Source organism: Klebsiella sp. HMSC09D12 (assembly GCF_001808475.1).
Taxonomy (GTDB): Bacteria; Pseudomonadota; Gammaproteobacteria; order Enterobacterales; family Enterobacteriaceae; genus Klebsiella; species Klebsiella oxytoca.
Genome location: NZ_KV793495.1, coordinates 177,275 through 201,249, shown reverse-complemented (window position 1 = coordinate 201,249; position 23,975 = coordinate 177,275). Strand labels below are relative to the sequence as shown.

The 23,975-nt window shown below is 55.1% G+C and carries 21 protein-coding genes; 11 read left to right on the top strand and 10 right to left on the bottom strand.

The features are described from left to right. Nucleotides 1-326 precede the first annotated feature (326 nt). Together cirA and HMPREF3178_RS20520 are read right to left on the bottom strand one after the other, a co-directional pair. Nucleotides 327-2,300 (bottom strand): catecholate siderophore receptor CirA, encoded by a 1,974-nt coding sequence (gene cirA / locus HMPREF3178_RS20525; RefSeq protein ID WP_004114107.1) that lies wholly within the window; start codon nucleotides 2,298-2,300, stop codon nucleotides 327-329. A gap of 304 nt (nucleotides 2,301-2,604) precedes the next feature. Further along, on the bottom strand, nucleotides 2,605-4,074 hold the full coding sequence (locus HMPREF3178_RS20520) for an amino acid permease (RefSeq protein WP_004103903.1): 1,470 nt from the start codon (nucleotides 4,072-4,074) through the stop codon (nucleotides 2,605-2,607). Between the two features lie 205 nt (nucleotides 4,075-4,279). Between HMPREF3178_RS20520 and HMPREF3178_RS20515 the strand changes: the two genes are divergently transcribed. Together HMPREF3178_RS20515 and HMPREF3178_RS20510 are read left to right on the top strand one after the other, a co-directional pair. Next, complete coding sequence (locus tag HMPREF3178_RS20515) at nucleotides 4,280-4,762, top strand: hypothetical protein (RefSeq protein ID WP_024274493.1); 483 nt, start codon at nucleotides 4,280-4,282, stop codon at nucleotides 4,760-4,762. After that, entirely contained in the window at nucleotides 4,762-5,250 is a 489-nt protein-coding gene (locus HMPREF3178_RS20510) for a hypothetical protein (RefSeq protein WP_016809573.1), read from the top strand. Before HMPREF3178_RS20515 ends, HMPREF3178_RS20510 begins: the two co-directional genes overlap by 1 nt. On the opposite strand, the gene yieE is transcribed toward HMPREF3178_RS20510, so the two are convergent. Then, nucleotides 5,229-6,101, bottom strand: a complete 873-nt coding sequence (yieE, locus tag HMPREF3178_RS20505) for a DNA-binding transcriptional regulator YeiE (protein ID WP_004103910.1) — start codon at nucleotides 6,099-6,101, stop codon at nucleotides 5,229-5,231. The genes HMPREF3178_RS20510 and yieE overlap by 22 nt on opposite strands. A 172-nt stretch (nucleotides 6,102-6,273) precedes the next feature. Here yieE and HMPREF3178_RS20500 point away from each other — a divergent pair, with 172 nt between their 5' ends. From HMPREF3178_RS20500 to HMPREF3178_RS20490, 3 genes are all read left to right on the top strand, one after another. Then, entirely contained in the window at nucleotides 6,274-7,323 is a 1,050-nt protein-coding gene (locus HMPREF3178_RS20500) for a YeiH family protein (RefSeq protein WP_004103912.1), read from the top strand. Between the two features lie 96 nt (nucleotides 7,324-7,419). After that, nucleotides 7,420-8,277 (top strand): deoxyribonuclease IV, encoded by an 858-nt coding sequence (gene nfo, locus HMPREF3178_RS20495; RefSeq protein ID WP_004103914.1) that lies wholly within the window; start codon nucleotides 7,420-7,422, stop codon nucleotides 8,275-8,277. 1 nt (nucleotide 8,278) lies between these two features. Further along, the gene (locus HMPREF3178_RS20490) at nucleotides 8,279-9,367 is read left to right on the top strand and encodes a sugar kinase (RefSeq protein ID WP_004103916.1); all 1,089 of its coding nucleotides are present in this window, start codon (nucleotides 8,279-8,281) and stop codon (nucleotides 9,365-9,367) included. 34 nt (nucleotides 9,368-9,401) lie between these two features. Here HMPREF3178_RS20490 and HMPREF3178_RS20485 read toward each other — a convergent pair whose 3' ends face one another. The 6 genes from HMPREF3178_RS20485 to fruB all read right to left on the bottom strand — a co-directional run bounded on the left by HMPREF3178_RS20485 (nucleotide 9,402) and on the right by fruB (nucleotide 16,712). Next, the gene (locus HMPREF3178_RS20485; RefSeq protein WP_004103919.1) at nucleotides 9,402-10,652 is read right to left on the bottom strand and encodes a NupC/NupG family nucleoside CNT transporter; all 1,251 of its coding nucleotides are present in this window, start codon (nucleotides 10,650-10,652) and stop codon (nucleotides 9,402-9,404) included. A 96-nt stretch (nucleotides 10,653-10,748) separates the two neighbouring features. Next, a complete protein-coding gene (locus HMPREF3178_RS20480) occupies nucleotides 10,749-11,684 on the bottom strand; it encodes a pseudouridine-5'-phosphate glycosidase (RefSeq protein ID WP_004114116.1) in 936 nt (311 codons plus the stop codon). Next, nucleotides 11,677-12,612, bottom strand: a complete 936-nt coding sequence (locus HMPREF3178_RS20475) for a pseudouridine kinase (RefSeq protein ID WP_053065084.1) — start codon at nucleotides 12,610-12,612, stop codon at nucleotides 11,677-11,679. Before HMPREF3178_RS20475 ends, HMPREF3178_RS20480 begins: the two co-directional genes overlap by 8 nt. A 325-nt stretch (nucleotides 12,613-12,937) precedes the next feature. Then, nucleotides 12,938-14,626 carry a PTS fructose transporter subunit IIBC gene (gene fruA, locus HMPREF3178_RS20470; protein WP_070585469.1) on the bottom strand — a complete coding sequence of 563 codons (1,689 nt, stop codon included), beginning with the start codon at nucleotides 14,624-14,626 and terminating at the stop codon, nucleotides 12,938-12,940. A 16-nt stretch (nucleotides 14,627-14,642) separates the two neighbouring features. Further along, nucleotides 14,643-15,581, bottom strand: coding sequence for a 1-phosphofructokinase (fruK, locus tag HMPREF3178_RS20465; RefSeq protein WP_004103928.1), 939 nt, complete (start codon nucleotides 15,579-15,581; stop codon nucleotides 14,643-14,645). Continuing rightward, entirely contained in the window at nucleotides 15,582-16,712 is a 1,131-nt protein-coding gene (gene fruB, locus HMPREF3178_RS20460) for a fused PTS fructose transporter subunit IIA/HPr protein (RefSeq protein WP_032728557.1), read from the bottom strand. A 330-nt stretch (nucleotides 16,713-17,042) separates the two neighbouring features. Here fruB and setB point away from each other — a divergent pair, with 330 nt between their 5' ends. Beyond that, nucleotides 17,043-18,224 (top strand): sugar efflux transporter SetB, encoded by a 1,182-nt coding sequence (setB, locus tag HMPREF3178_RS20455; protein ID WP_053065085.1) that lies wholly within the window; start codon nucleotides 17,043-17,045, stop codon nucleotides 18,222-18,224. Between the two features lie 25 nt (nucleotides 18,225-18,249). Here setB and HMPREF3178_RS20450 read toward each other — a convergent pair whose 3' ends face one another. Continuing rightward, the gene (locus HMPREF3178_RS20450) at nucleotides 18,250-18,501 is read right to left on the bottom strand and encodes a YkgJ family cysteine cluster protein (RefSeq protein ID WP_004103933.1); all 252 of its coding nucleotides are present in this window, start codon (nucleotides 18,499-18,501) and stop codon (nucleotides 18,250-18,252) included. 146 nt (nucleotides 18,502-18,647) lie between these two features. On the opposite strand from HMPREF3178_RS20450, the gene yeiP reads away from it, so the two are divergent. From yeiP to mepS, 5 genes are all read left to right on the top strand, one after another. Continuing rightward, a complete protein-coding gene (gene yeiP / locus HMPREF3178_RS20445; RefSeq protein ID WP_004103935.1) occupies nucleotides 18,648-19,220 on the top strand; it encodes an elongation factor P-like protein YeiP in 573 nt (190 codons plus the stop codon). Nucleotides 19,221-19,535: 315 nt separating this feature from the next. Continuing rightward, nucleotides 19,536-21,002 (top strand): mannitol dehydrogenase family protein, encoded by a 1,467-nt coding sequence (locus tag HMPREF3178_RS20440; protein ID WP_004103940.1) that lies wholly within the window; start codon nucleotides 19,536-19,538, stop codon nucleotides 21,000-21,002. Nucleotides 21,003-21,121: 119 nt separating this feature from the next. Continuing rightward, the gene (locus HMPREF3178_RS20435) at nucleotides 21,122-22,099 is read left to right on the top strand and encodes a CobW family GTP-binding protein (protein WP_004103941.1); all 978 of its coding nucleotides are present in this window, start codon (nucleotides 21,122-21,124) and stop codon (nucleotides 22,097-22,099) included. Nucleotides 22,100-22,135: 36 nt separating this feature from the next. Beyond that, nucleotides 22,136-22,849, top strand: coding sequence for a phosphatase PAP2 family protein (locus HMPREF3178_RS20430; protein WP_024274498.1), 714 nt, complete (start codon nucleotides 22,136-22,138; stop codon nucleotides 22,847-22,849). A 426-nt stretch (nucleotides 22,850-23,275) separates the two neighbouring features. Next, complete coding sequence (gene mepS / locus HMPREF3178_RS20425) at nucleotides 23,276-23,845, top strand: bifunctional murein DD-endopeptidase/murein LD-carboxypeptidase (protein WP_004103943.1); 570 nt, start codon at nucleotides 23,276-23,278, stop codon at nucleotides 23,843-23,845. Nucleotides 23,846-23,975 lie beyond the last annotated feature (130 nt).

The following is a 23,975-nucleotide window of genomic DNA, read 5'->3' as shown; positions in this document are numbered from 1 at the left end:
AATTGCAATATCTCTGTGAACTTACACAGGAGAACAAACCATGAAGGTAACGCCCAACGTCCCGATCTGGTGTCTGCTCATCGTGTGTATACCCGTCATACTTCAAGTTGCATGTGCGTTGGCTTTCCTCGCTCACCCCAGTCACTTACTAGAGTAAGCTCCTGGGGATTCCCTGCGTCGCCGCCTTCCTGCAACTCGAATTATTTAGGGTATATTAGAAATAATTGCGGCAGTATTCGTGCCATTATTCGCCCCGGTAAGTAGCCACCTGAGCGCCTTTAACGAGGGCTGGCAGGGAAATCTGCCAGCCCTCTTTTATCGCCCGGTTAGAAGCGGTAATCGACGGCCATAAAGTAGCGGCGACCTTCTTCTGTATAGCTGTAGTCGTCGCGGCTCAGATCCTTATCGCCGACGTTAAGCACCCCGGAGCGCAGCTTGACGTTTTTGGTGACGTTCCAGGCCGCGCCGATATCAAACATGGTGTAGCCGCCGGGCGTTTTGCCCGTCGTGCTGACCGAACGCTGTTCGCCGGTATAGTTGGCGGTGACGTAGAAGGACCAGTCGTCCAGCGGTTTCCAGTCGAGTGTGCCGTTAGCCGTATGGAACGGCAGCGTCTGCAGCGGTTTATCGCCGCCGTTACTCAGGTCGCGACCATCGTTATAGGTGTAGTTCACCGTCAGCTTCCATTCATCGCCAAACGGTACTTTCAATTCCGTTTCTACCCCTTTGATTCGCGCCTTATTGACGTTGAAGTAGCGGAAGACCGGCACGCGTTTCCCGTTCACCGTTTTCCAGCCGACAAAGTTCGGATAGCCCGGCGCTTCGCTGGCGCTGGAGGTACGCAGAATATCGATCATATCGTCAACGTTGTTCTGGAAGGTGGTGACGCTTCCTTCCACGCCTTCAAGCCAGCCCTCTTCGCCGCGATAGTACAAACCCAGCTCGAAGCTTTCGCTGGTTTCCGGCTTCAGATCCGGGTTACCGATAATGCTGCACGAACCGCGGCAGGAGTTGGTGGTCCAGTCCGGGTTCAGCTGCAGCAGCGATGGCGCTTTAAATGCCGTCGCCCAGCCGCCCTTCACGGTCACGGTATCGGTAGCGTTATAGACCAGATAAGCACGCGGGCTCCAGTGATCGCCATAGGTCTGGTGATCGTCCATACGGATGCCGGTGGTTAAGGCCAGAGGTTCGATTATCCGCCATTCATCTTCCAGGAACAGCGCATACTGGCTGGCGGAAGTGGATTTACCGCCGCTGCTCAGGTTGACCGGATCCTTCAACTTATCGTGGCGCCATTCGCCGCCGAAGGTCAGCAGCTGGTTAATCATTCCCAGCGGCAGAACGTATTTGCCATCCACCGCGTTACTCTCAGAAGTGATGGTGCCGGCCTGTCCGGGATTTTTATTATCCACTTTCTCGCCGTAGAATTTCAGCTCGCTATTGCCGACATCCCAGCGACCGTTGTGGCTCAGGGAGTAGTTCTGACGTTCAAGGCGGTTGCGGTCGAGAGAGTCGGAATCACGATCCTGGCGATCAAAACCGTAGCCTGCGGTAATGTCCTGATTGTCATTGGGCGTCCAGGCGAATTCGACATTGCCGTCGCGGCTGGTGAAGCCTTCAATACGCGGCGTTTCGCCAGCTGCGTTGCTGGAAGCCTGCTGATCGTCCTTGGCGCGCTTTGCCAGGCTGCCGTAGGCCTTCATTCCGAGCACACCGTCAATCAGCGGGCCGCTGGTAAAGAACTGGCCATTGTACGTATCGCCGCGATCGCGGTGTTCCTGAATGGTGGTGTCCGCGCTGAGGGTGCCGGTCCACTGCTGGCCGACTTTTTTAGTGATGATATTCACTACGCCGCCGAGGGCGTCGGAACCATAGAGGGAAGACATCGGCCCGCGCACGACTTCGATACGCTCAATGGCATCAACCGGGATCCAGTTAAGGTCAAAATCATTGTGGCGGAAAACGGCGTTGCGCGAGTTAACGCGTTTGCCATCAACGAGGATCAGCGTATAGCCGCTGCTGAGGCCGCGAATACTCACCCCCTTGCGGTTATCCCCTTCGTTGGTGAGCTGCACGCCCGGCACTTCCCGCAGTACATCCTTCAGGTTTTGTACCGGTCTACGCTGCAGATCCTGTTGGGTGATAACGCTAATACTGGCGGGCGCATCTTTGACGCTCTGTTCAGTTGCCGCAGCGGTGACGACCAGCGTCTCTTCATTAACGTCAGCCAGCGCCGGAAACGCTAAGGATACGACGGACGCACATAATCCGGCCCGGACAAAAGGGTTTAGCCTGAACATTCCATATCTCCATGAGGTGTACAACAAAACAAACAAAAAAGGTGCTGCTCACAGGTACTGTCGGCATACCGCTCTAACGGCGGCGTGCGCGCAATTTTTTACAGTAGATGTGGCTGGTCGCCCCTTGTCAGTTTGAGTGTCTGCAAGATACGGGGATTGGCTTCATCCTGAATTTGGCGAAAATGATAAAGATAATGATTACAATTATCAATACAATTATGGAGATCTGTATCAATTTGTAAGAACTGGAGACATAAAAAAACCCTCTCGTTGAGAGGGTTTTATCTGACCGAGCAAGCTAACCTTAGCCTTTGAAGCGATCCGGGAACTTCATTTCACTGTAGCGCACAAAGCGCGTTCCTTTTGCCAGCTTGTAGCCAAACCAGATGACCAGGAACAGTGGAATGCCGATATAGGTTGCCGCAACGCCGCCCCAGTCGATGGTGTCTTTGAGGAACGCTTCGTAGTTCTGCCCCAGGGTAATGATAAGACACAGGACGAACGCGAAGATCGGCCCCAGCGGGAAGAAGCCTGAACGGTACGGCAGGTTATTCAGATCGTTCCCCTGCATAACGTAGCCGCGACGGAAGCGATAGTGGCTGATGGCAATCCCCAGCCAGGCAATAAAGCCAGTCATCCCCGAGGTGTTCAGCAGCCACAGGTAAACGGTCTGGTTACCGAACATTGAGCTCAGGAAGCACAGCGCAGCAATCACCGTGGTGGCATACAGCGCATTACGCGGCACGCCGCCTTTTGACAGCTTAGAGAAAATACGCGGCGCTTTGCCATCGCAGGCCAGGGTATAGAGCATGCGGGTGGACGCGTACATCCCGGAGTTACCCGCCGACAATACCGCAGTCAGAATAACCGCGTTCATAATCGCCGCCGCCGACAACAGCCCTGCGTGCTGGAATACCAGCGTAAACGGACTGACGGAAATATCTTTCACGTCGTTACGCAGCAGGCTCGGGTCGGTATAAGGAATAATCAGACTGATGATCAGGATGGCGAACACATAGAACAGCAGGATACGCCAGAACACCTGACGCACCGCGCGCGGGATGTTCTTCTCCGGGTTTTCCGATTCGCCGGCCGCGATGCCGATAAGCTCGGTTCCCTGAAATGAGAAGCCGACAATCATCGCCACGCCAATCATCGCCGCAAAGCCGCCCGCGAACGGCGCATCGTCGACAACCCAGTTGCTCCAGCCCGCAGGCTGTGCGCCTTTGAAGATGCCGAAGATCATCATCACGCCGACAATAATGAAGATAATGACGGTGGCGACTTTGATCAGCGAAAACCAGTATTCCGCCTCGCCAAAGCCTTTTACCGAAATCCAGTTCAGCAGGAACATGATCCCGAGGAACAGCGCGCTCCAGATCCAGCCGGGCGCGTCCGGGAACCAGTAGGTCATCACCAGCTGAGCGGCAACGAGGTCAACGGCGATGGTCACCGCCCAGTTGTACCAGTAGTTCCAGCCCAGCGCGAAGCCAAAACCTTCCTCGACGTAATTTTGCCCATAGGTAGCAAAAGAGCCGGAGACCGGCATAAACGCCGCCAGCTCGCCGAGGCTGGTCATCAGGAAATAAACCATCAGGCCGATGAGAATATAGGAGAGCAGCGCCCCGCCTGGGCCTGCCTGAGAAATCGTTGCGCCAGAGGCAACAAAAAGACCTGTACCTATGGAACCGCCAATAGCGATCATGGTCAAGTGGCGCGCCTTCAGTTCACGACGTAAACCGGGCGCTTCTGTGGTTTTAGTATCCGAAACCATGTGAAAATGCTATCCATCCAAAAAACGAGGCGAGATTGTAGCAGAGAGTCTGTGATCCATCCGATACAAATGCAAAGTTATAAGAGAGCTTCATGATCGACTGCCGATTATTAGTAAAGAACAAATCCGCCATTAGCACAAATAAATGCACAAACCAGAGGGATATCGGGCAAACTTCCGCGAAATTCCACGGAAGGAACCGACGATGAAACGCAAGAACAAGCGCAAACGCCGCACCATGTCGCTCGCTGAGGGAGTCTACGCAGCTTGCTTTTGCTTCATTCTTTTTATCATTGGCTTCTATCAAAGCATCAAGATTATTGAAGAGTGGTACTTCCGTCCGGATTATATTGTCGACAGCGCCGACTCGCTCTTCTCCGGCATCCTCTTTCTCGGTCTGGCACTGCTGATGGCGCTGATTGCCGCCTGCACCGCCAACGGTACGCCTGGCGAGCGCTACGCCACGCTCCTGTTTTTGTTCTTTATTGCGATGGGGCCGGTGTGGTCTGTCAGCCTTTATGTCCTGCAATACGTCACTATTGAGCACTATAAAAGCCCACAGTTTGGCGTGTGTATCAGCAAAGGCGGCCATGGGGCCACGTATATGTACGTCAGGAATAGCCGCTGGTGCCAGCATTTTGGCTACACCATTATCAGGCCATCGCCGGATGAGCGAGGGAGCAATTGATGCGCAAAGTGCAACCGCCGCCTCAGTATGACTGGCCGGTCTGGGTCGGCGTTTCGCTGATTTGCCCTCTGCTTGCTTTGTGCTCTCTTTACCTGGCAGGCGACTATTTCACGCTACTCAGGCTGCCACGGGCGCCGGATTTCTGTTCGCAGAATATTTTAAAAGCAAACTTTGTCTGCCTGGGGCCTGCGCTGCTGATATTGAGCATAGAGGGAAATAAAAAACTCTTTTTCCCCCAGGCTGCGCCGCTACCTTTTGCAACCCCCATCGTCAGGTCTTGCCTTTACCTGACGCCGCTATTGCTGCTCACCGCAAATACGCTGATTCTGGTTTTACATTTCACCCTTTTTAGCCCTGACCGCTATATTCGCTGCTGGGAACCTTATCCATGGGGAACATGGTATTACGCGAAAACAGCGGATATTTGCGTTCAACACGGGCTGGCGCCGGTGCAAAACCTCGCGTATCAGGTTGCGATCTCGCAATAGCTCAGGAAACGCTGTAATGCCTTGGAAATATGCTTCTGGCGGTGATGAATACGCCACAGGGTGCGGGTTAAGCGCGGCAGTGGAATCTTCAGCGCCACCAGCGATCCCACTTCAAGCTGCTCCGCAACCACGCGTCGCGACAGGCAGCTAATGCCCAGACCATGGCGCACCGCGTGCTTGATGGCTTCCGAATTACCCAGTTCCATTCCAAGATGAAATGCCGGTAGATGCGATAATAATAAATAGTCGACAATTTCCCGGGTCCCGGAGCCGTGCTCGCGTAGAATCCACGGCGCCTCCGCCAGCCGTTGCAGCGTCACCTCCCCTTCCAGCAGCGGTGAATCCGGCGCGGCAAAGACCACCAGTTCATCTTCCAGCCAGGGTTCGGCGATAATATCCGCCGCGTGGCAGGGACCTTCAATCAACCCGATATCCACCCGCAGATCGGCCACCGCGTTGATCACGTCCTGGCTATTGCCCACGCTCAGCTCCAGCGGTAAATCCGGCAGGTCGCGTCGATAGCGCGCAATGATCTCCGGCAAGATATAGTTGCCGATGGTGCTGCTGGCGTAGACGCGAATCGCGCCGTTGTCGCCGCGAAACAGCTGCTCTATCTCCAGCGCCCGCTCCAGCAGCGCCAGCGCCCGCGGATAGAGCAGCCTGCCGTGTTCGTTGACCACCAGCCTTTTCCCGACGCGGTCAAACAGCTGCACTCCCAACTGCCCTTCAAGATCGGTCAGCGCGGCGCTGACCGCCGACTGCGACAGCGCCAGCATTTGCGAGGCCTGGGTCGTCGACCCGCTTTTCAGAACTTCAGCAAAAACTTCCAGCTGCCGTAGCGTGATATGCATGATTTTTCCTGCCTTTATAGACGACCCGGCATCCGCGGCTAAGGCTTATACACATCGTGCTCACACCGCGAAACCGCTCGTTTACCACTTATTACGATTAATTATAAATATATAATCAATTTTATATTTAAACCAGCGCGTCGTATGCTTTTCCCAGACAAAGGAGAAGGTTATGACAGCACTCACTTTACCGACTAAACATCGCCCATTGCGGCACTTTGCACCTGGACTGGCGCTGACCGCCCTGCTCACCGGCGCAGCGCTGTGGGCCGGTAGTTTTCCGGCAATCGCTGGCGCGGGCTTCAGCGCCCTTACGTTGGCCATTTTGTTCGGCATGGTCATCGGTAACACGGTTTACCCGAAAATCTGGCAGCCCTGCGACGGCGGCGTACTCTTTGCCAAACAGCACCTACTGCGCCTCGGCATCATTCTATACGGCTTTCGCCTGACGTTCGCTCAGATTGCCGACGTTGGCGTCAGCGGTATCGTGATTGATGTGCTGACGCTTTCCAGCACCTTTTTTATCGCCTGTTTTCTTGGGCAAAAGGTTTTCGGCCTCGATAAACATACCAGTTGGCTGATTGGCGCCGGTAGCAGCATTTGCGGCGCGGCAGCGGTCCTGGCGACGGAACCGGTCGTCAAAGCGGAAGCCAGCAAAGTGACGGTCGCCGTGGCCACGGTGGTGATTTTCGGTACCATTGCTATCTTCCTGTACCCGGCAGTTTATCCTTTCCTGGCGCACTGGTTTACGCCGGAGGCCTACGGCATCTATATGGGTTCGACGATGCATGAGGTTGCCCAGGTTGTCGCCGCCGGCCACGCCGTAAGTCCGGATGCGGAAAACGCGGCGGTGATTGCAAAAATGCTGCGCGTGATGATGCTGGCTCCGTTCCTGCTGTTCCTTGCCGCTCGCGTGAAGCAATTAGCCCCGGCAAACGGCGGCGAGAAAAGCAAAATCACCATTCCGTGGTTTGCGATCCTGTTTATTCTGGTGGCGGTATTTAACTCCTTCCACCTGCTGCCGAAAGCGGTAGTTGATATGCTGGTGACCCTGGATACCGTGCTGCTGGCGATGGCGATGGCGGCCCTCGGCCTGACCACCCACGTCAGCGCGCTGAAAAAAGCCGGCGCTAAACCGCTGCTGATGGCGCTGATGCTCTTTGTCTGGCTGATTGTCGGCGGCGGCGCGATTAACCTTGCTATCCACAGTCTGATGGCCTGAGTCTCCTCAATACTCAGGTTGTATTAAGGATGATGTAACTCTCCGGCTAAGCCGCTATCATTACCCTCCCCCCAGCGGCTTAACTGGAGTTTTTTTATGAAATACATTGGAGCGCACGTCAGCGCCTCCGGCGGTGTAGCCAATGCCGCCATTCGCGCAGCCGAAATCGGCGCGACCGCATTTGCCCTCTTCACCAAAAACCAGCGCCAGTGGCGCGCCGCGCCTTTGAGCGACGACACCATTGCTGAATTTAAAGCCGCCTGCGAGAAGCATCATTTCGGCCCGGGACAAATTCTGCCGCACGACAGCTATCTGATTAACCTCGGCCACCCGGTTGCGGACGCGCTGGAAAAATCCCGCGATGCCTTTATTGATGAACTCTCCCGTTGCCAGCAGCTCGGCCTGACGCTGCTCAATTTTCATCCGGGTAGTCATCTGCAGCAAATTCCAGAAGACGAATGCCTGGCGCGCATTGCCGAGTCCATTAACATCGCGCTGGCCAAAACCGAAGGCGTGACGGCGGTCATTGAAAACACCGCCGGCCAGGGCAGTAACCTGGGGTTTAAGTTTGAACATCTGGCAGCCATCATCGATGGCGTGGAAGATAAATCGCGCGTCGGCGTGTGCATTGATACCTGCCACGCCTTCGCCGCCGGCTACGACCTGCGTAGCGCCGAAGAGTGTGAAAAAACCTTCGCTGATTTTGAACGGATTGTCGGTTTTCAGTATTTGCGCGGTATGCATCTGAACGATGCGAAAAGCACGTTCGGCAGCCGCGTTGACCGCCACCACAGCCTGGGTGAAGGCAATATCGGCCACGATGCCTTCCGCTGGATAATGCAGGATAGCCGCTTTGACGGTATCCCGCTGATCCTGGAAACGATCAATCCTGATATCTGGGCGGAAGAGATCGCCTGGCTGCGGGCGCAGCAGACGGAAGAGGCCGTGGTCTGATATGAACGACAGGGAAAAGCAGATCCTCAAAATTTTGCGGCGCAATCCGCTGATTCAGCAGCATGAGATTGCCGATATTCTGCAGATTAGCCGCTCCCGCGTAGCCGCGCATATTATGGACCTCACGCGTAAGGGGGCCATCAAGGGCAAAGGCTACATCCTTACCGAGCAGGAGTATTGCGTCTCGCTGGGCGCGGTGAATATGGATATCCGCGGCATTGCCGATATTCATTATCCCCAACCGGTCTCCAACCCGGGCAATATCCAGTGCTCCGCCGGCGGAGTGGCGCGGAACATCGCGCATAATCTGGCGCTGCTGGGCCGCGATGTGCATCTGATTTCCGCCGTCGGCAGCGACTTTTACGGCGAAACGTTGCTTGAGCAGACCCGACAAGCCGGGGTTAACGTGCAAAGCTGTATCCGCCTGCACGGTCACAATACCGCCACCTATCTCTCCATCGCCAATCCGCAGGAAGAGACGGTGCTGGCGATTAACGATACGCATATCTTACAGTCGCTCACCCCGCAGCTGCTGAATCAATATCGGGATCTGCTGACCCATGCCGGCGTCATCCTGGTCGATTGTAATTTAACGGAGCCGTTGCTGGAGTGGGTATTTACGCTGGCCAACGCTATTCCGGTATTTGTTGATACCGTGTCGGAGTTTAAAGCGCACCGCATTCGCCCGTGGCTGGGAAAGATCCATACCCTCAAGCCGACGCTGCGCGAACTGCAGATCCTCTGGGGAGAACCCATTGAAAACGAGGCCGATCGCGATCGCGCGTTAGCCTGGCTGCATGAAAGGGGAACGCGGCGCGTGGTAATTTGCTCGGAAGACGATTCCGTTTTCTGTAGCGAAGCCGGCGGTGAACGTTTTCAGATGAAGCTACCGGGCCATACCACGATAGACAGCTTTGGCGCCGACGATGCGCTGATGGCCGGGCTGCTTTATAGCTATCTTGACGGCAGCGATTTCAAAGAGAGCGTCGCTTTCGCCATGGCCTGCACCGCCATTACCCGCGCCAGCGACAGCATCAACAACCCTTCTTTATCCGTTGATAACGCGCTCAATTTACTTCCCAGCCTATAGCATCGCGCACCGCAGGCGCGGTGCGCGCGCTGTTTTATGCCAGACCGATAAAGAACCCGGCAATGGTGGCGCTCATCAGGTTAGAGAGCGTGGCCGCCGCCAGAGCGCGCAGCCCAAGCTGAGCAATTTCCGGCGCGCGCTGCGGTGAAATAGCCGAAAATGCCCCGACAACCACACCTATTGAGCCAAAGTTGGCGAAACCGCACAGCGCAAACGAGATAATCGCAACGGTTTTCACGTCCAGGGTACCGCCGGTTTGCAGATAAGGCGAAAAGTTGAGGTAGGCGACGAATTCGTTTATCGCCAGCTTTTGGCCAATCAGGCTTCCCGCCAGCGTCGCATCGCTCCAGTCAACGCCCATAATCCACGCCAGAGGCGCGAGCAGGAAACCGAAAATACCCTCCAGCGTGGCGTGACCGTAGCCAAACCAGCCGCCAATGCCGCCGATAATACCGTTCAGCAACGCGATGATCGCCACAAACGCCATCACCACCGTTGCCACCCCGGCGGCAATTTTCAGCCCGGTCATCGCCCCGGATGCTGCCGCCTCGATAATGCTTTTCGGCGGCGTCTCGGTGAAGGAGAGATTATCGAAAGTGACCCGGGAGGCTTCGGTTGCCGGGCTCAGCATACGAGCAAACAGAATCCCGCCTGGAATAGCCATCAGCGAAGCGGCTAACAGATAATCGATCGGTACGCCCATGCCGGCATAGCCGATCATCATCGATCCGGCGATCGACGCCATCCCGCTACAAATGGCGGTAAACAGCTCATTGCGGTTGAGACGGTCGATAAAGGGTTTGACGATCGCCGGGATCTCATTTTGGCCAAGAAAGATGGTGGTCACGGCGACAAAGGACTCAATCTTGCTGATATTCAGCGCTTTCTGGAAGATACCGCCGAGAATCCGGATCAGCAGCCCCATCACGCCGAGGTAGTAAAGCAGGCTTATCAGCGCGGTGACAAAAATGATGGCGGGCAGCACGCGGAAGGCGAAGATAAAACCCGCGCCGTCAAACAGCACATCCATTTTCGGACCGACAAGCGATCCAAAAATAAACGCGCTTCCGGCGTCGCTGTAGGACATGACTTTATGTACCCCGAGCGCCGCCTGTTCCACCAGCCACTTGCCCGGCGGGAAATAGAGCATCACTCCGCCAATCACGATCTGCAGCAGCAGCGCGGCCCCTACGGTTCTGATACTGATGCGTTTTTTATTTACTGACAGCGCAAAGGCGATGGCCAGCAATACCACCATCCCCAAAAGACTTCTCATGATGTCCATAATGATATCCTTACCTGGTGGAAAACCCGGCGTCAGGCCAGGCTTTCGGTATATTTGATATCGGGGCGGGCAACCGCAAACAGCCCGCTACTGTCGTCAGGCGATCTGCTGATACTCTTTGGCAATCTCGCAGGCCAGCACGGCATTATTGAAGACCAGCTGAATATTGGATTTCAGGCTATCCCCGCCGGTCAGCTCCGCAACGCGGGCCAGCAGGAACGGCGTACTCTCCTTACCCACCACACCCTGCTCTTCCGCTTCCTTCACCGCCTGGTCGATGGCGGCGTTGATTTTCGCTTCCGGCATCGCAAACTGTTCCGGTATCGGGTTCGCCACCACCATCCCCCCGTTCAGGCCCGACTGCCATTTCACCGCCATCGCTTTAGCGATTTCTTTAGCGCTATTCAGGCGAATACTGACGTCAAACGGACTGGTTCGACAGAAAAATGCCGGGAGCGCCGAAGTTTGATAGCCAATAAGCGGAACGCCAAACGTTTCTAAATATTCGGTTGTTAATCCAAGGTCGAGAATAGATTTTGCGCCGGCACAAACTACGGTAACATTGGTATTGGCCAGTTCCTGTAAATCGGCGGAAATATCAAAAGTATGCTCTGCTCCGCGGTGCACACCGCCAATACCGCCGGTCGCGAAGACTTTTATCCCGGCCATGGCGGCAATAATCATGGTAGAAGCCACGGTGGTCGCGCCATTTAATCCTGCGGCGACAACGAAAGGTAAATCACGGCGACTGACTTTGGTAACGTTATGTCCTTCACGACCGAGCAATTCAATTTCTTCGCGGCTCAGGCCAACTTTCATAACGCCATGAATAATCGCAATTGTTGCCGGAACCGCTCCCTGACGGCGAATCATTTCTTCGACTTCCAGCGCGGTCTGCGCATTTTCTGGAAACGGCATTCCGTGAGAAATAATAGTCGACTCCAGCGCGACTATGGGTTGGTTATTCTTTAATGCCTGCTGAACTTCCGCAGAAACCTGTAATAATTCAGAGGAAATATTTAATTCAGACATGTTCGTTCTCCACTACCTTTTTTACGTTGGCGTAAGATAATTCAGGGTTATTGGTGAATTCCGATGAGAGCGCCAGAGAAGAGCATCCCTGAGCAAACTTCACCGCTTGCGAAAATGAACAGCCGTCGAGCCAGCAGCAGGCCAGACCGGCCATCATGGCGTCACCGGCGCCGGTGACGTTGACTACCTGGGTTTTTAACGGCGCCGACCAGCCGCGCTCGCCGTCTTTCTCGCTGAAGTAAACCCCGTCGCCCCCCATGCTCAGCACCAGGCGCCGCAGGCCACGCTGGTGAAACCAGTCGGCAACGCGCGTGACGTCATCAGTGCCGGAAAGCGCAATTCCGCTCAGCGTTTCAGCTTCAATTCGGTTCGGTTTTAGAGTGTGGATACGCCCCAGATGCTGGCTGATTTTCACGCACTTCCAGGCAGAGACCGGGTCAACAAAAATGGGCGTCGGGCCGCTATTTTCCATCAACCAGGCCAGCGCCGATTCGCTGATATTACAGTCAACGACGATGACCGCAGCGCTGCGAATAAAATCCCGGTGCTGGCTTAAAAAGGCTGGCGTAATATGCTCGGTGATACTCATATCATTAATCGCCACCAGCATTTCACCGGTATTATCGAGCAGCGATAAATAGCTCGATGTCCCCTCGCCGTGGACGATCTGACATTTATCGACATGAACGCCGGACTGAGCCGTTTGTTTTAATAGGGAGTGGCCATAGAAATCATCTCCGACAACCGACAGTAGCCAGGATGGTTTATTCAATAAAGCAATATTCTGCGCAATATTCCGCCCCACTCCACCGGGAGTGTATTTTATTTTTCCGGGGTTAGAATCAGCATAGTTCAACGATACATGGGAATAACCAGCAACATCCATATTTGCCGATCCAATAATTACAACGTAATCATTTTCAGGCATAAAAATACCCTCCAGCATACAAAAACGCTTTGGCAGTGGAATGTTTGAATATCAGTAAATAATCATACGCCCATTCAGCACCCTCTCATTAAACACATGTTTGAATGTGAACATATGTTTATGTTAAGCGGATTGGTTTTAAAGTAAAGGGGTCCGCCAGAGGGATTTCATATGAACATGAAGAGAATCACAAAATTTGGCTAGTATGGTTTTTAAACAGCTTAAAAATGCGAAGGAGAGCACATATGGCGGGTTAAGCAGAGGGCGGATACGGCATAAAAAAAGGGCAGAGAAGACTCTGCCCTTTTGCGTGTAACACCGTCGATCAGGCGACTTTTTCTTCCACCTGAACTTCAGGACGTTTCAGCACCGCGTAGGAAAGGCCTGCGACCAGCGTACCGACCACAATCGCCATCAGATATCCGAGCACCGGGGTAATCGCGCCAGGGATCAGCAGGACGAACAGACCGCCGTGCGGCGCCATCAGTTTCGCGCCAACCCACATGGACATCGCACCGGTCACCGCGCCGCCAACGATACAGCAAGGCAGGACGCGCATCGGATCGCGAGCGGCAAAAGGAATTGCTCCTTCGGTGATAAAGCACAGGCCGAGAACCAGTGCGGCTTTACCGCCTTCCTGCTGCGCTTTGTCAAACTTTTTACGCGCAATCAGCGTCGCCAGACCCAGCGCCAGCGGTGGAACCATACCTGCCGCCATAATGGCCGCCATCGGGGCATAGGTTTGGGTACTCAGAAGACCAACACCAAAGGCGTAAGCTGCTTTGTTCACCGGGCCGCCCATGTCGGTACACATCATACCGCCGAGAATTGCACCGAGCAGAACCGCGTTCGCCGTCCCCATAGTTTGTAGCCAGTGGGTCAGGCCTTCGAGGATCCCGGCAACGGGTTTACCAATCAGGTAAATCATTGCCAGACCCACGATCAGGCTGGAAACCAGCGGAATGATGAGGATCGGTTTCAGCGCTTCCATACTTTGCGGCAGTTTCAGCCTGGTACTGATCGCTTTCGCCACGTAACCGGCAAGGAAGCCGGCGATAATACCGCCGATAAAGCCAGATCCGGTGCTAACCGCCAGCATACCGCCGATAAGACCTGGCGTCAGGCCAGGGCGGTCAGCGATGGAGAAGGCAATAAAGCCCGCCAGTACCGGTACCATCAGCGCGAAGGCTGATCCCCCGCCGATTTGCATCAGCGCGGCGGCCAGAGTGTCTTTTACTTCAAAGGCTTTGATACCAAAAGCGAAGGAGAGCGCGATACACAGGCCGCCCGCTACCACCATCGGCAGCATATACGATACGCCAGTCAGCAGATGACGATAGGCGCCCGCGGACTCTTTTTTGCCTTCTGCCGCGGCCTGGGATTTACCCGCAGGCTGATATGGTTTCGCTTCAACAACGGCTTTATCCAGCTCCTGAGCGGTTTTCTTCAGCGCCAGACCGGTTGTGGTGCGATACATCGGCTTGCCGGCAAATTTCGCCAGATCCACTTCGATATCAGCCGCGACAACCACCAGATCCGCCTGCTCAACCTCTTCAGGAGTGATGGTATTACCCGCCCCCACGGAGCCGCGAGTTTCAACTTTCACCCACCAGCCGCGTTTTTTGGCTTCGGTTTCAATCGCTTCCGCCGCCATAAAGGTGTGCGCGACGCCGGTCGGGCAGGCAGTGACCGCCACAATGCGTTTCGGACCATGAGTTGCCGCCGGTAAAGCTGTAGCAGCCGGAGCGGCATATGGCGTGGCATGGCTCCTGGCTTCCCCGAGGAATAGTTCCGGGTGAGCAACGGCGCGATTAATATCGCCGAGATAAACCTTTTTGCCGTTCAGCGCGCTATCAGCTGGCAGCGTCGCGCCCAGCACAATCGCCAGCTCAGCGTCGTTTGGGTTATCAATCAGTTCAAGTTGCGCTTTTTGCGCCGCGGTGCTTAACAGGGTCTTCGCCATATAGGCGCGGGCCTGTCCGAGCCCGGCATCAATAATCAGCAGCGTTTTCATTATGCCTCTCCTGCTGTTAATTAAAGGGTTGTAAGTCGACGCGCGCCATCATTGCGGCCAACTGGGTACGATCGGTAATACCGACATTGCTCTGACTCACCGCCAGCGCGGCGACGGCCGTTGCCAGGCGCAGCGTATGCTCGCTGGACTCACGCATCAGCAGTCCGTAAATCAGGCCGCCAACCATTGAATCGCCCGCGCCAACGGTGCTAACCACTTCCACTGAAGGCGGCTTGGCAATCCACTCGCCGGAGGCGTTAACCCACAGGGCGCCTTCTTCGCCAAGGGAGATCACCACGTGGGCAATCCCCTGCTCGCGCAGCGCATGAGCGGCCTCAATCACATCCTTCATTTCAGGTAACTTGCGACCCGCCCAGATTTCCAGCTCACGACGGTTAGGTTTAACCAGCCACGGCGCCGCTTTAAGACCGGCAACCAGCGCTTCGCGGCTGCTGTCAAAAATGATGCACGGGCACTGGCTGCGCAAGCGGGTCATCCAGTCGGTGAACGCTTCCGGACTTACGCCGGAAGGTAAGCTGCCGCTCACGCAGACCATATCGAACTGGCCCAGCCAGCTCAGGGAGTCGTTAACAAAACGCTCCCAGTCACCCGGCGTGACTTCAAAGCCGGAGAAGTTGAAGTCGGTCACTTCGCCATCTTTTTCTGTCAGCTTGACGTTAATACGGGTACGGCCCTGAACGACCTGAAAACGGTTAGCGATGCCCAGCTCACTGAACAGTTGCTGAAAGCCATCCTGATTATCTTTACCGAGAAAACCGCCCACGGTGACGTCGATACCGAGATCTTTCAGCACTTTTGCAACGTTGATCCCCTTCCCTGCGGCGTGCAAGCCGGTCGTGCGAACAAGGTTAACCTCACCGCGTTCAATTTCCGGGGTAAAACCCACCAGGTCATAGGCCGGGTTTAAAGTAATCGTTGCGACACGTCTGCTCATTTATGCGCCCTCCCCAAGGCCTGCGGCGATCGCTTCGCCAATCGCATCCAGCGCCTGCTGCGCATCTTCACCCTGCGCGGTGAAGCGCAAGCGGTGACCTTTTTTCACTCCCAGGGCCACGACTTTCATCAGGCTGCGGCCGTTTGCCGGCTTGCCCGAACCATCGAGGTTAGTGACCGTAATGTCGCTGGAAAATTGTTTAATGGTATTCACCAGCATCGTGCCGGGACGCGCGTGCAGCCCGTGCTCGTTGCGGATAACGTATTCAGCGCTGAGAACATCTTCAGCAATCGCATCGTCGCTGGTCAGCAGCGCCAGCAGCGTTGCGCCATCGGACTTCAGCAAACGGTCAGCTTTTTTGTCCAGCAGCAAATTGCTCAGGCGATTAAGGACCGCCGTCGGCTGGTCATCGGCCATCGCCACGGTGATCAGCAGGGAAACCGGCTGCTCATCGCGAATAAAGGCGTTGGCCGCGCGGCTCACGGCAATGGCGCTACGCAGGTTGCCTTCCGGACTGTCGTTCAGCCAGATGCCCTGGCCGAGGTTCAGCGGTTTGTCATTAATCGCATGGCTAACAAAGGAAGCATCGACGGCGCCCGCTTCTTTCAGCCGCGCGGCGTTGAGCGCCTGCAGGGTCAGCAGATCGCTGGCGACCACGTCCAGGGTCAGCGTTTCGTTATCCAGCTTCAGCGCTTCGCTCTGCTTTTCACCCATCAGCAGGGCGCGCAGCTCTTCAGCGGTGGTGGCGGACTTTAGCTGTTCAGCAACCGAGTCGTCGCTCAGCACATGGGTCAGCTGACGCAGCAGCCCAAGGTGTTCATCCGAACTGGCGGCGATACCGATAGCGACGTAGGCGGTCTGCCCTTCGCCCCAGGTCACGCCCTGCGGGAACTGATAAACCTGAACGCCGGTTTTCAGCACCTGATCGCGCGTGTCGGTGGTGCCGTGCGGAATCGCAATACCGTTGCCAAGGAAAGTGGAGGTTTGCTGCTCGCGAGCCAGCATCCCGTTGATGTACCCTTCAGCCACATTGCCCGCGCTAACCAGCGCGGAGGCAACCTGACGAATAGCCTCTTCTTTATTACCGGCCTGCTGACCGGGATGAATATCCTGCACAGATAACTGGAACATGGTTCTCCTCTCCTGCTGAATTGAATCGTTTCAGCTACTTTGAGAAAAAATGCGTCACCTGACTGCCGGAGAATCTCCCGATGACGCTGAAACGTTTCAAGAAGTCTGTACCTTTATTAGGCAGCGCGCAAGAAAAGTTACTCTCCCGATAACAGAAGTTAGAGATACAGCACACTTTTGCTGACGAGGTGGTGACAAACCCGCCAGAACTTCAGCATTTTGCTGAAGCAAAATTTTGAAACGTCTTTTTGATTTATTCGTGCCCTGGTACTGTTCATTATCTGACTGACGGCGTAAACTCCGCGACTCCTGAAACCGATGAAAGCCGACATGCAAAACAGTAGCGCCGCCCTGCCACGACGCGGGTTCGATTTAACCTCTTCCGCCTTCCTGATCGTCGCCTTCCTGACGGGCATTGCCGGGGCGCTACAAACGCCTACCCTGAGCCTGTTCCTGACTGGCGAAGTTCACGTACGACCGGCGATGGTCGGCTTCTTTTTTACCGGCAGCGCGGTGATCGGCATTCTGGTGAGCCAGTTTCTCGCCGGGCGCTCAGATCGCAAAGGCGACCGCAAGCAGCTGATCGTCTTCTGCTGCCTGATGGGCGTACTGGCCTGCGTGCTCTTCGCGTGGAATCGTAACTACTTTATTTTGCTCTTCGTCGGCGTTTTCCTCAGCAGCTTTGGTTCCACCGCGAACCCGCAGATGTTTGCCCTCGCCCGCGAACATGCGGACAAAACGGGCCGCGAGGCGGTCATGTTCAGCTCGATCCTGCGCGCTCAGGTGTCGCTGGCATGGGTCATCGGTCCGCCGCTGGCCTACGCGCTGGCGATGGGTTTCGGCTTTACGGTGATGTACCTCAGCGCGGCGATTGCCTTCGTGGTCTGCGGCGCAATAGTCTGGTTTTTTCTCCCCAGCATGCGCAAAGAGCCGAAGTTGGTGACGGGACATCTTGAAGCGCCGCGCACCAACCGCCGCGACGCGCTGCTGCTGTTTATCATCTGTACGCTGATGTGGGGAATTAACAGCCTGTACATCATTAACATGCCGCTGTTCATTATTAATGAGCTGCATTTACCTGAAAAACTGGCGGGATTAATGATGGGCACCGCCGCCGGGCTGGAAATCCCGACCATGCTGATTGCGGGTTACTACGCCAAACGTTTCGGTAAGCGTTTCCTGATGCAGATCTCTGCGGTTGCCGGGGTGCTGTTCTATGTCGGCATGCTAACCGTACACACCCCGGGACTGCTGCTGGCCCTGCAGGTGCTGAATGCTATTTTTATCGGCATTCTGGCCGGTATCGGTATGCTCTATTTTCAGGACCTGATGCCAGGCCAGGCTGGTGCGGCCACGACCCTCTATACCAATACTATCCGCGTTGGCTGGATTATTGCCGGTTCGCTGGCGGGGGTCGTTGCGGAAGTCTGGAGCTATCACGCCGTATTCTGGATTGCGCTGGTGATGGGCCTCGCCACTCAGGCCTGCCTGTGGCGCATTAAAGACGTATAAAGGGTGTCCGTGCGGGCTTCCGACGTCACGAAGTGCTCAGCTCAAGATGAAGAAGCCAGATCATGGCTTCTTCGCGATTTGTGGCGCACATCTCCGCTTCCGGCTTCAGGCTGGCGCACACTTTGGGCCTCAACGGCGAGCCAAAAATCGCGCACAGGTTATTGTCCGAAAGCTGTATACAGCGGGTATTTGCCGGTTTGCCCTGCGGCATACCCGGGATAGGGCTGGAGATAGAAGGAGCGATACAGCAAGCTCCGCATTCAGGGCGGCATTCCATAATCGACTCTTCCGATAGGCTTTTGCGGCCCAGCCTAAACGTTTTACCCGAAGATAGCAAAACACACGAATTCCGCTTGCCTGAAAGGCCCGGCGCGAGTAGTTTTACGCGATATTTTCGACCCTTTAAGTGACAGGATTACTGCAATGCCAAGAGCGAATGAAATTAAGAAAGGTATGGTGCTGAATTACAACGGCAAACTGCTGATTGTTAAAAATATTGATATTCAGTCACCGAGCGCCCGCGGCGCAGCGACGCTGTACAAAATGCGTTTCTCCGATGTGCGCACCGGCCTGAAAGTGGAAGAGCGCTTCAAAGGCGACGACATTGTCGATACCGTTACCCTGACCCGCCGCTTCGTTGACTTCTCCTATATCGATGGCAATGAATACGTCTTTATGGATAAAGAAGATTACACCCCGTATATCTTCACCAAAGAGCAAATCGAAGAAGAGCTGCTGTTTATGCCGGAAGGCGGCATGCCTGACATGCAGGTTCTGACCTGGGACGGCCAACTGCTGGCGCTGGAACTGCCGCAGACCGTGGATCTGGAAATTATTGAGACGGCGCCGGGCATCAAAGGCGCATCCGCCAGCGCCCGCAACAAACCGGCTACCCTCAGCACCGGCCTGGTCGTTCAGGTGCCGGAATACCTCAGCGCGGGCGAGCGCATTCGTATTCATATCGAAGAGAGCCGCTACATGGGCCGCGCGGACTAAATCCAGCCTTTAAAGTCAGTGCAAAATGCAAAAGACAGTCAATGGCTGTCTTTTTGCTTCTTAATGCGCGCCATACGGCTGTTGGCCCTTCATCATCGCCAGGCTATCCCCTACAAAGCCTCCCAAAGTTGTCATACCAATAGCGACGAAATTATCGCTAATTTCCCGCTCCTGTTAGCAGGATCTTCGCTAAACAGCGCTCGATTGCTTGATCAAGCTCACACTAAGCGGATAAACAAGGCTCACCAATTTAATTTGCTGTCATATAACTTTACACTAGAGATGTTAATTATCGGTTAATCAGGTGTATTAAGAATGACTACCATTGCGACGGCCACGCTGCCGGAAGGCGTACAGCTCCCTCATTATGACCGCAGCCAGCTGCGCTCACGTATTGTGCATTTCGGCTTTGGCGCTTTTCATCGCGCGCATCAGGCGCTACTCACCGATCGGGTGCTTAACGCCAGCGGCGGAGACTGGGGGATTTGTGAGATTAGCCTGTTCAGCGGCGATCGGCTGATGAGCCAGCTTCGCCAGCAAAACCACCTGTTTACCGTGCTGGAAAAAGGCGCTGAGGGCAGCCAGCCAATTGTTGTCGGCGCCGTGCATGAATGTCTGAACGCTAAACTCGATTCACTCGCCGCTATTATTGAGAAATTTTGTGAACCGCAGGTGGCGATTGTCTCTCTGACCATTACCGAAAAAGGCTACTGCATCGACCCCGCCAGCGGCCTGCTGGATATGACGCAGCCGCGTATTATTCACGATCTGCAAAACCCGACTTTGCCGCAATCGGTTCCTGGAATCCTGGTTGAAGCGCTGGCGCGCCGCCGTCAGCGAGGGCTGTCACCCTTTACCGTGCTCTCCTGCGACAACATCCCTGATAATGGACATGTAGTGAAAAACGCCGTGCTGGGCATGGCTGAAAAACGCGATCCGCAGCTGGCACAGTGGATTGCTGAGCACGTCAGCTTCCCCGGCACCATGGTTGATCGCATCGTACCAGCCGCCACCGAGGAGTCGCTGGCGGAAATTCGCGCCGCGTTGGGCGTAGAAGATCCCTGCGCCATAAGCTGCGAACCCTTTATTCAGTGGGTTATTGAAGATAACTTCGTGGCCGGTCGCCCGGACTGGGAAACGGCGGGCGTTCAGATGACCGACGACGTTTTACCGTGGGAGCAGATGAAGCTGCGGATGCTCAACGGTAGCCACTCGTTCCTCGCCTGGCTTGGCTACCTGGCGGGCCATGCGCATATTAGCGACTGCATGCAGGATCCGATTTTTCACAGCGCCGCATACCGGCTGATGGTTGATGAACAGGCGCCGACGCTATCCATTCAGGGCGTTGACCTGTCGGCATACGCTGACAGCCTGATCGAACGTTTCAGCAACCCGGCGCTGAAGCACCGCACCTGGCAAATCGCCATGGACGGTAGCCAGAAGCTGCCGCAACGTATGCTTGACGGAATTCGCGTCCATCTTGCGCAAGAGAGCCGCTGGCCGCTACTGGCGCTGGGCGTCGCTGGCTGGATGCGCTATGTTAGCGGCGTGGATGACGCCGGAGCCGTCATTGATATTCGCGATCCGCTGGCCGATAAAATACACCACCTCGTTGCCACCAGCGATGAGCGACAGCGCGTAGCGGCGCTGCTTACGCTTGAGGAGATCTTCGGCCGCGACCTGCCGCAGAATCCGCAGTTCGTCGCTGATGTCACCGCCGCGTGGCATCAGCTCGCCGCTTTTGGCGCACGCCAGGCCGTCGCCGCCGCGCTGAATGATTAACAATTTCTGCCTTTAAGCGGACGGAGCGCCTTTCTGTCCGCGTTAACGCTTCTCTTTTCCCCTTTTTTTCGTCAGGATAGCCTCAACTGTTACAACATTACATTTATCCTGGAGAAAAAGTGACCAAAACCAACTTGATCACGGGGTTTCTCGGCAGCGGTAAGACCACTTCCATTCTGCACCTGCTGGCCAATAAGCCCGCAAATGAAAAATGGGCCGTACTGGTCAACGAGTTTGGCGAAGTGGGCATTGACGGCGCGCTGCTTGCGGAAAGCGGCGCGCTGCTGAAAGAGATCCCCGGCGGCTGCATGTGCTGCGTTAACGGCCTGCCGATGCAGGTTGGGCTCAACACCCTGCTGCGCCAGGGCAAACCTGACCGTCTGCTGATAGAACCCACCGGACTAGGCCATCCTAAACAGATCCTCGATATGCTGACCGCGCCGGTCTACGCGCCGTGGATCGATCTGCGCGCCACCCTGTGCATACTGGATCCGCGTCAGCTGCTGGACGAAAAAGTCGTGAGCAACGAAAACTTTCGCGACCAGCTGGCTGCCGCTGACGTTATTGTCAGCAATAAAGCCGACCGCTCGACGGAGGAGAGCCAGCGCGCTTTTGTCGCCTGGCGTGAGGCGTACGCCGGTGAGCGTCGCTGCGTCAGCGCTAGCCAAGGTAATATCGACCCGGCGCTGCTTGATTTGCCGCGCCGCAATCTGGCGCCGCTACCCGCAGGGGTCGGGCATGCGCACGACCACGGGCAGAAAAAAGGCCTTGCCGCGCTTAGCCTTCCCGCGCACCAGCGCTGGCGTCGTAGCCTCAATAGCGCTCAGGGCTATCACGCCTGCGGCTGGATTTTTGACGCTGAAACCGTCTTCGATACCGTCGCTCTGCTTGAATGGGCGCGCCTGGCGCCGGTTGGACGAGTTAAAGGCGTCATGCGTATTGCCGAAGGGCTGGTTCGTATCAATCGCCAGCAGCTCGATCTGCATATTGAGACGCAAAACGTTGCCCCGCCCGATAGCCGTATTGAGCTGATAGCCGATACAGAAACGGACTGGAATGCTCTTCAGGCCTCTTTGTTGAAGATTCGTTTAACTTAGGGCGGCTATGGTTGCCGTCGTTTTACACAACACGCGATAGTTATGATTAAAAATCGAATTCCCCTCATCCTGCTGTTAAACGCGGCAGGTATAGCGCTTTTCTGTTCATGGTATCTTCCGGTTAACCATGGTTTCTGGGCTCCGCTGGACGCGGCGATTTTCTATTTCTTTAACCACCTGGTCGGCGTCAACACCGCTTACACCTGGCTGTTGGCGGTTATCAACAACCGCGCGTTTGACGCCTGTTCGCTGCTGGCGATGGGCAGCCTGATGCTGAGCTTCTGGTTTAAAGAACAGAGCGCCGGACGCCGCCGGGTGATTATCATCGGCCTGGTGATGCTGCTGGCTGCCGTCATTATCAATCAGCTGGCCCAGCACCTGATGCCGGTGAAGCGAGCCAGCCCTTCGCTCTCGTTCACCGATATCACTAAAGTCAGCGATGTCATCTCCTTTCCGACTAAAGATGCGTCTAAAGACAGCTTCCCGGGCGATCACGGCATGATGCTGCTGATTTTTGCCTCTTTCATGTGGCGCTATTTTGGCCGTCGCGCCTTCGCTATTGCGCTGGTTATCTTTGTGGTGTTCGCTTTCCCGCGGGTGATGATCGGCGCGCACTGGTTTACCGATATTGCCGTCGGATCATTAACGGCCGTGCTCATTGGCGCTCCCTGGGTGTTGATGACCCCACTGAGCGATAAAGTGATTACTTTATTTGAACGTTACCTCCCCGGCGGAAGAACGAAAATTTAAAGTGATCTTTACAATTAATTAATATCATTCATAAGGGATCGTTCTGGGTCCCTTTTTTTATCATCTCACTCTTTCTCACCCGCTATCATCTTGCTGTCACATTAATCCTGTTAAAAATGAGTAAATTGCATATTTTTTACCCATCCCTGCCGCTATTTTGGCCTTTGCCGATGATTCACTTTTTGTCGCAAAAATACTTATAAGAAAATGCGCAAAACCGCTCGCCATCCCCCGTTCGATCGGGTAACCTCAATCTCGTTTTGCCTCTCCAGCAACATCAATTCAGATAATGAATAAATTTGTGCGTCAGGCCACAATTTTATGCTTACGGAATTGTCTCATTGCGACCAGGTAATTAGGCTCTAACACGTTTGGCATTTTTTATAACGACATTGTCGTTAAGGACAACAAGGGATAACACACAGCATGGTCAAATCTCAGCCGATTTTGAGATATATCTTGCGGGTCGCCCCCGCGATTGCAGTTGCGGTTCTGCTTTCCGCGTGTAGTTCAAATAGTACCGCCAGAAATATGCATTCTGAGACGCTTGCTGTGGGTAGTGGCGATTTATCATCACTGCAAGCCTCTCAGGATGAATTTGAAACCATGGTCCGCAACCTGGACGTTAAGTCCCGTTTGATGGATCAATATGCCAGCTGGAAGGGCGTGCGTTACCGCCTCGGCGGCAGCACTCGCAAAGGCATTGATTGTTCCGCCTTTGTGCAGCGTACTTTCCGTGAACAGTTTGGCCTGGAGCTGCCGCGTTCGACTTCTGAGCAACAGGATTCCGGAAAATCCATCAGCCGTTCACAGCTGCGTACCGGTGATTTAGTACTGTTCCGTGCGGGTTCAACGGGCCGTCATGTAGGCATCTACATCGGCAACAACCAGTTTGTTCATGCTTCCACCAGCAGCGGTGTGACGATTTCCAGCATGGATGAGCCGTACTGGAAAAAGCGCTATAACGAAGCGCGACGCGTTCTGAGCCGCTCGTAATCTCTTCTGCCGTTGGTTATTCCCTTGGCCAACGGAAGAAACAAAACACTGCTGAAGCAGTGTTTTTTTTGCTCGCCAGCCAATAAACTTCGTAAAATAGGCTATCTCTTGAAGCGACGACAGAAAACGC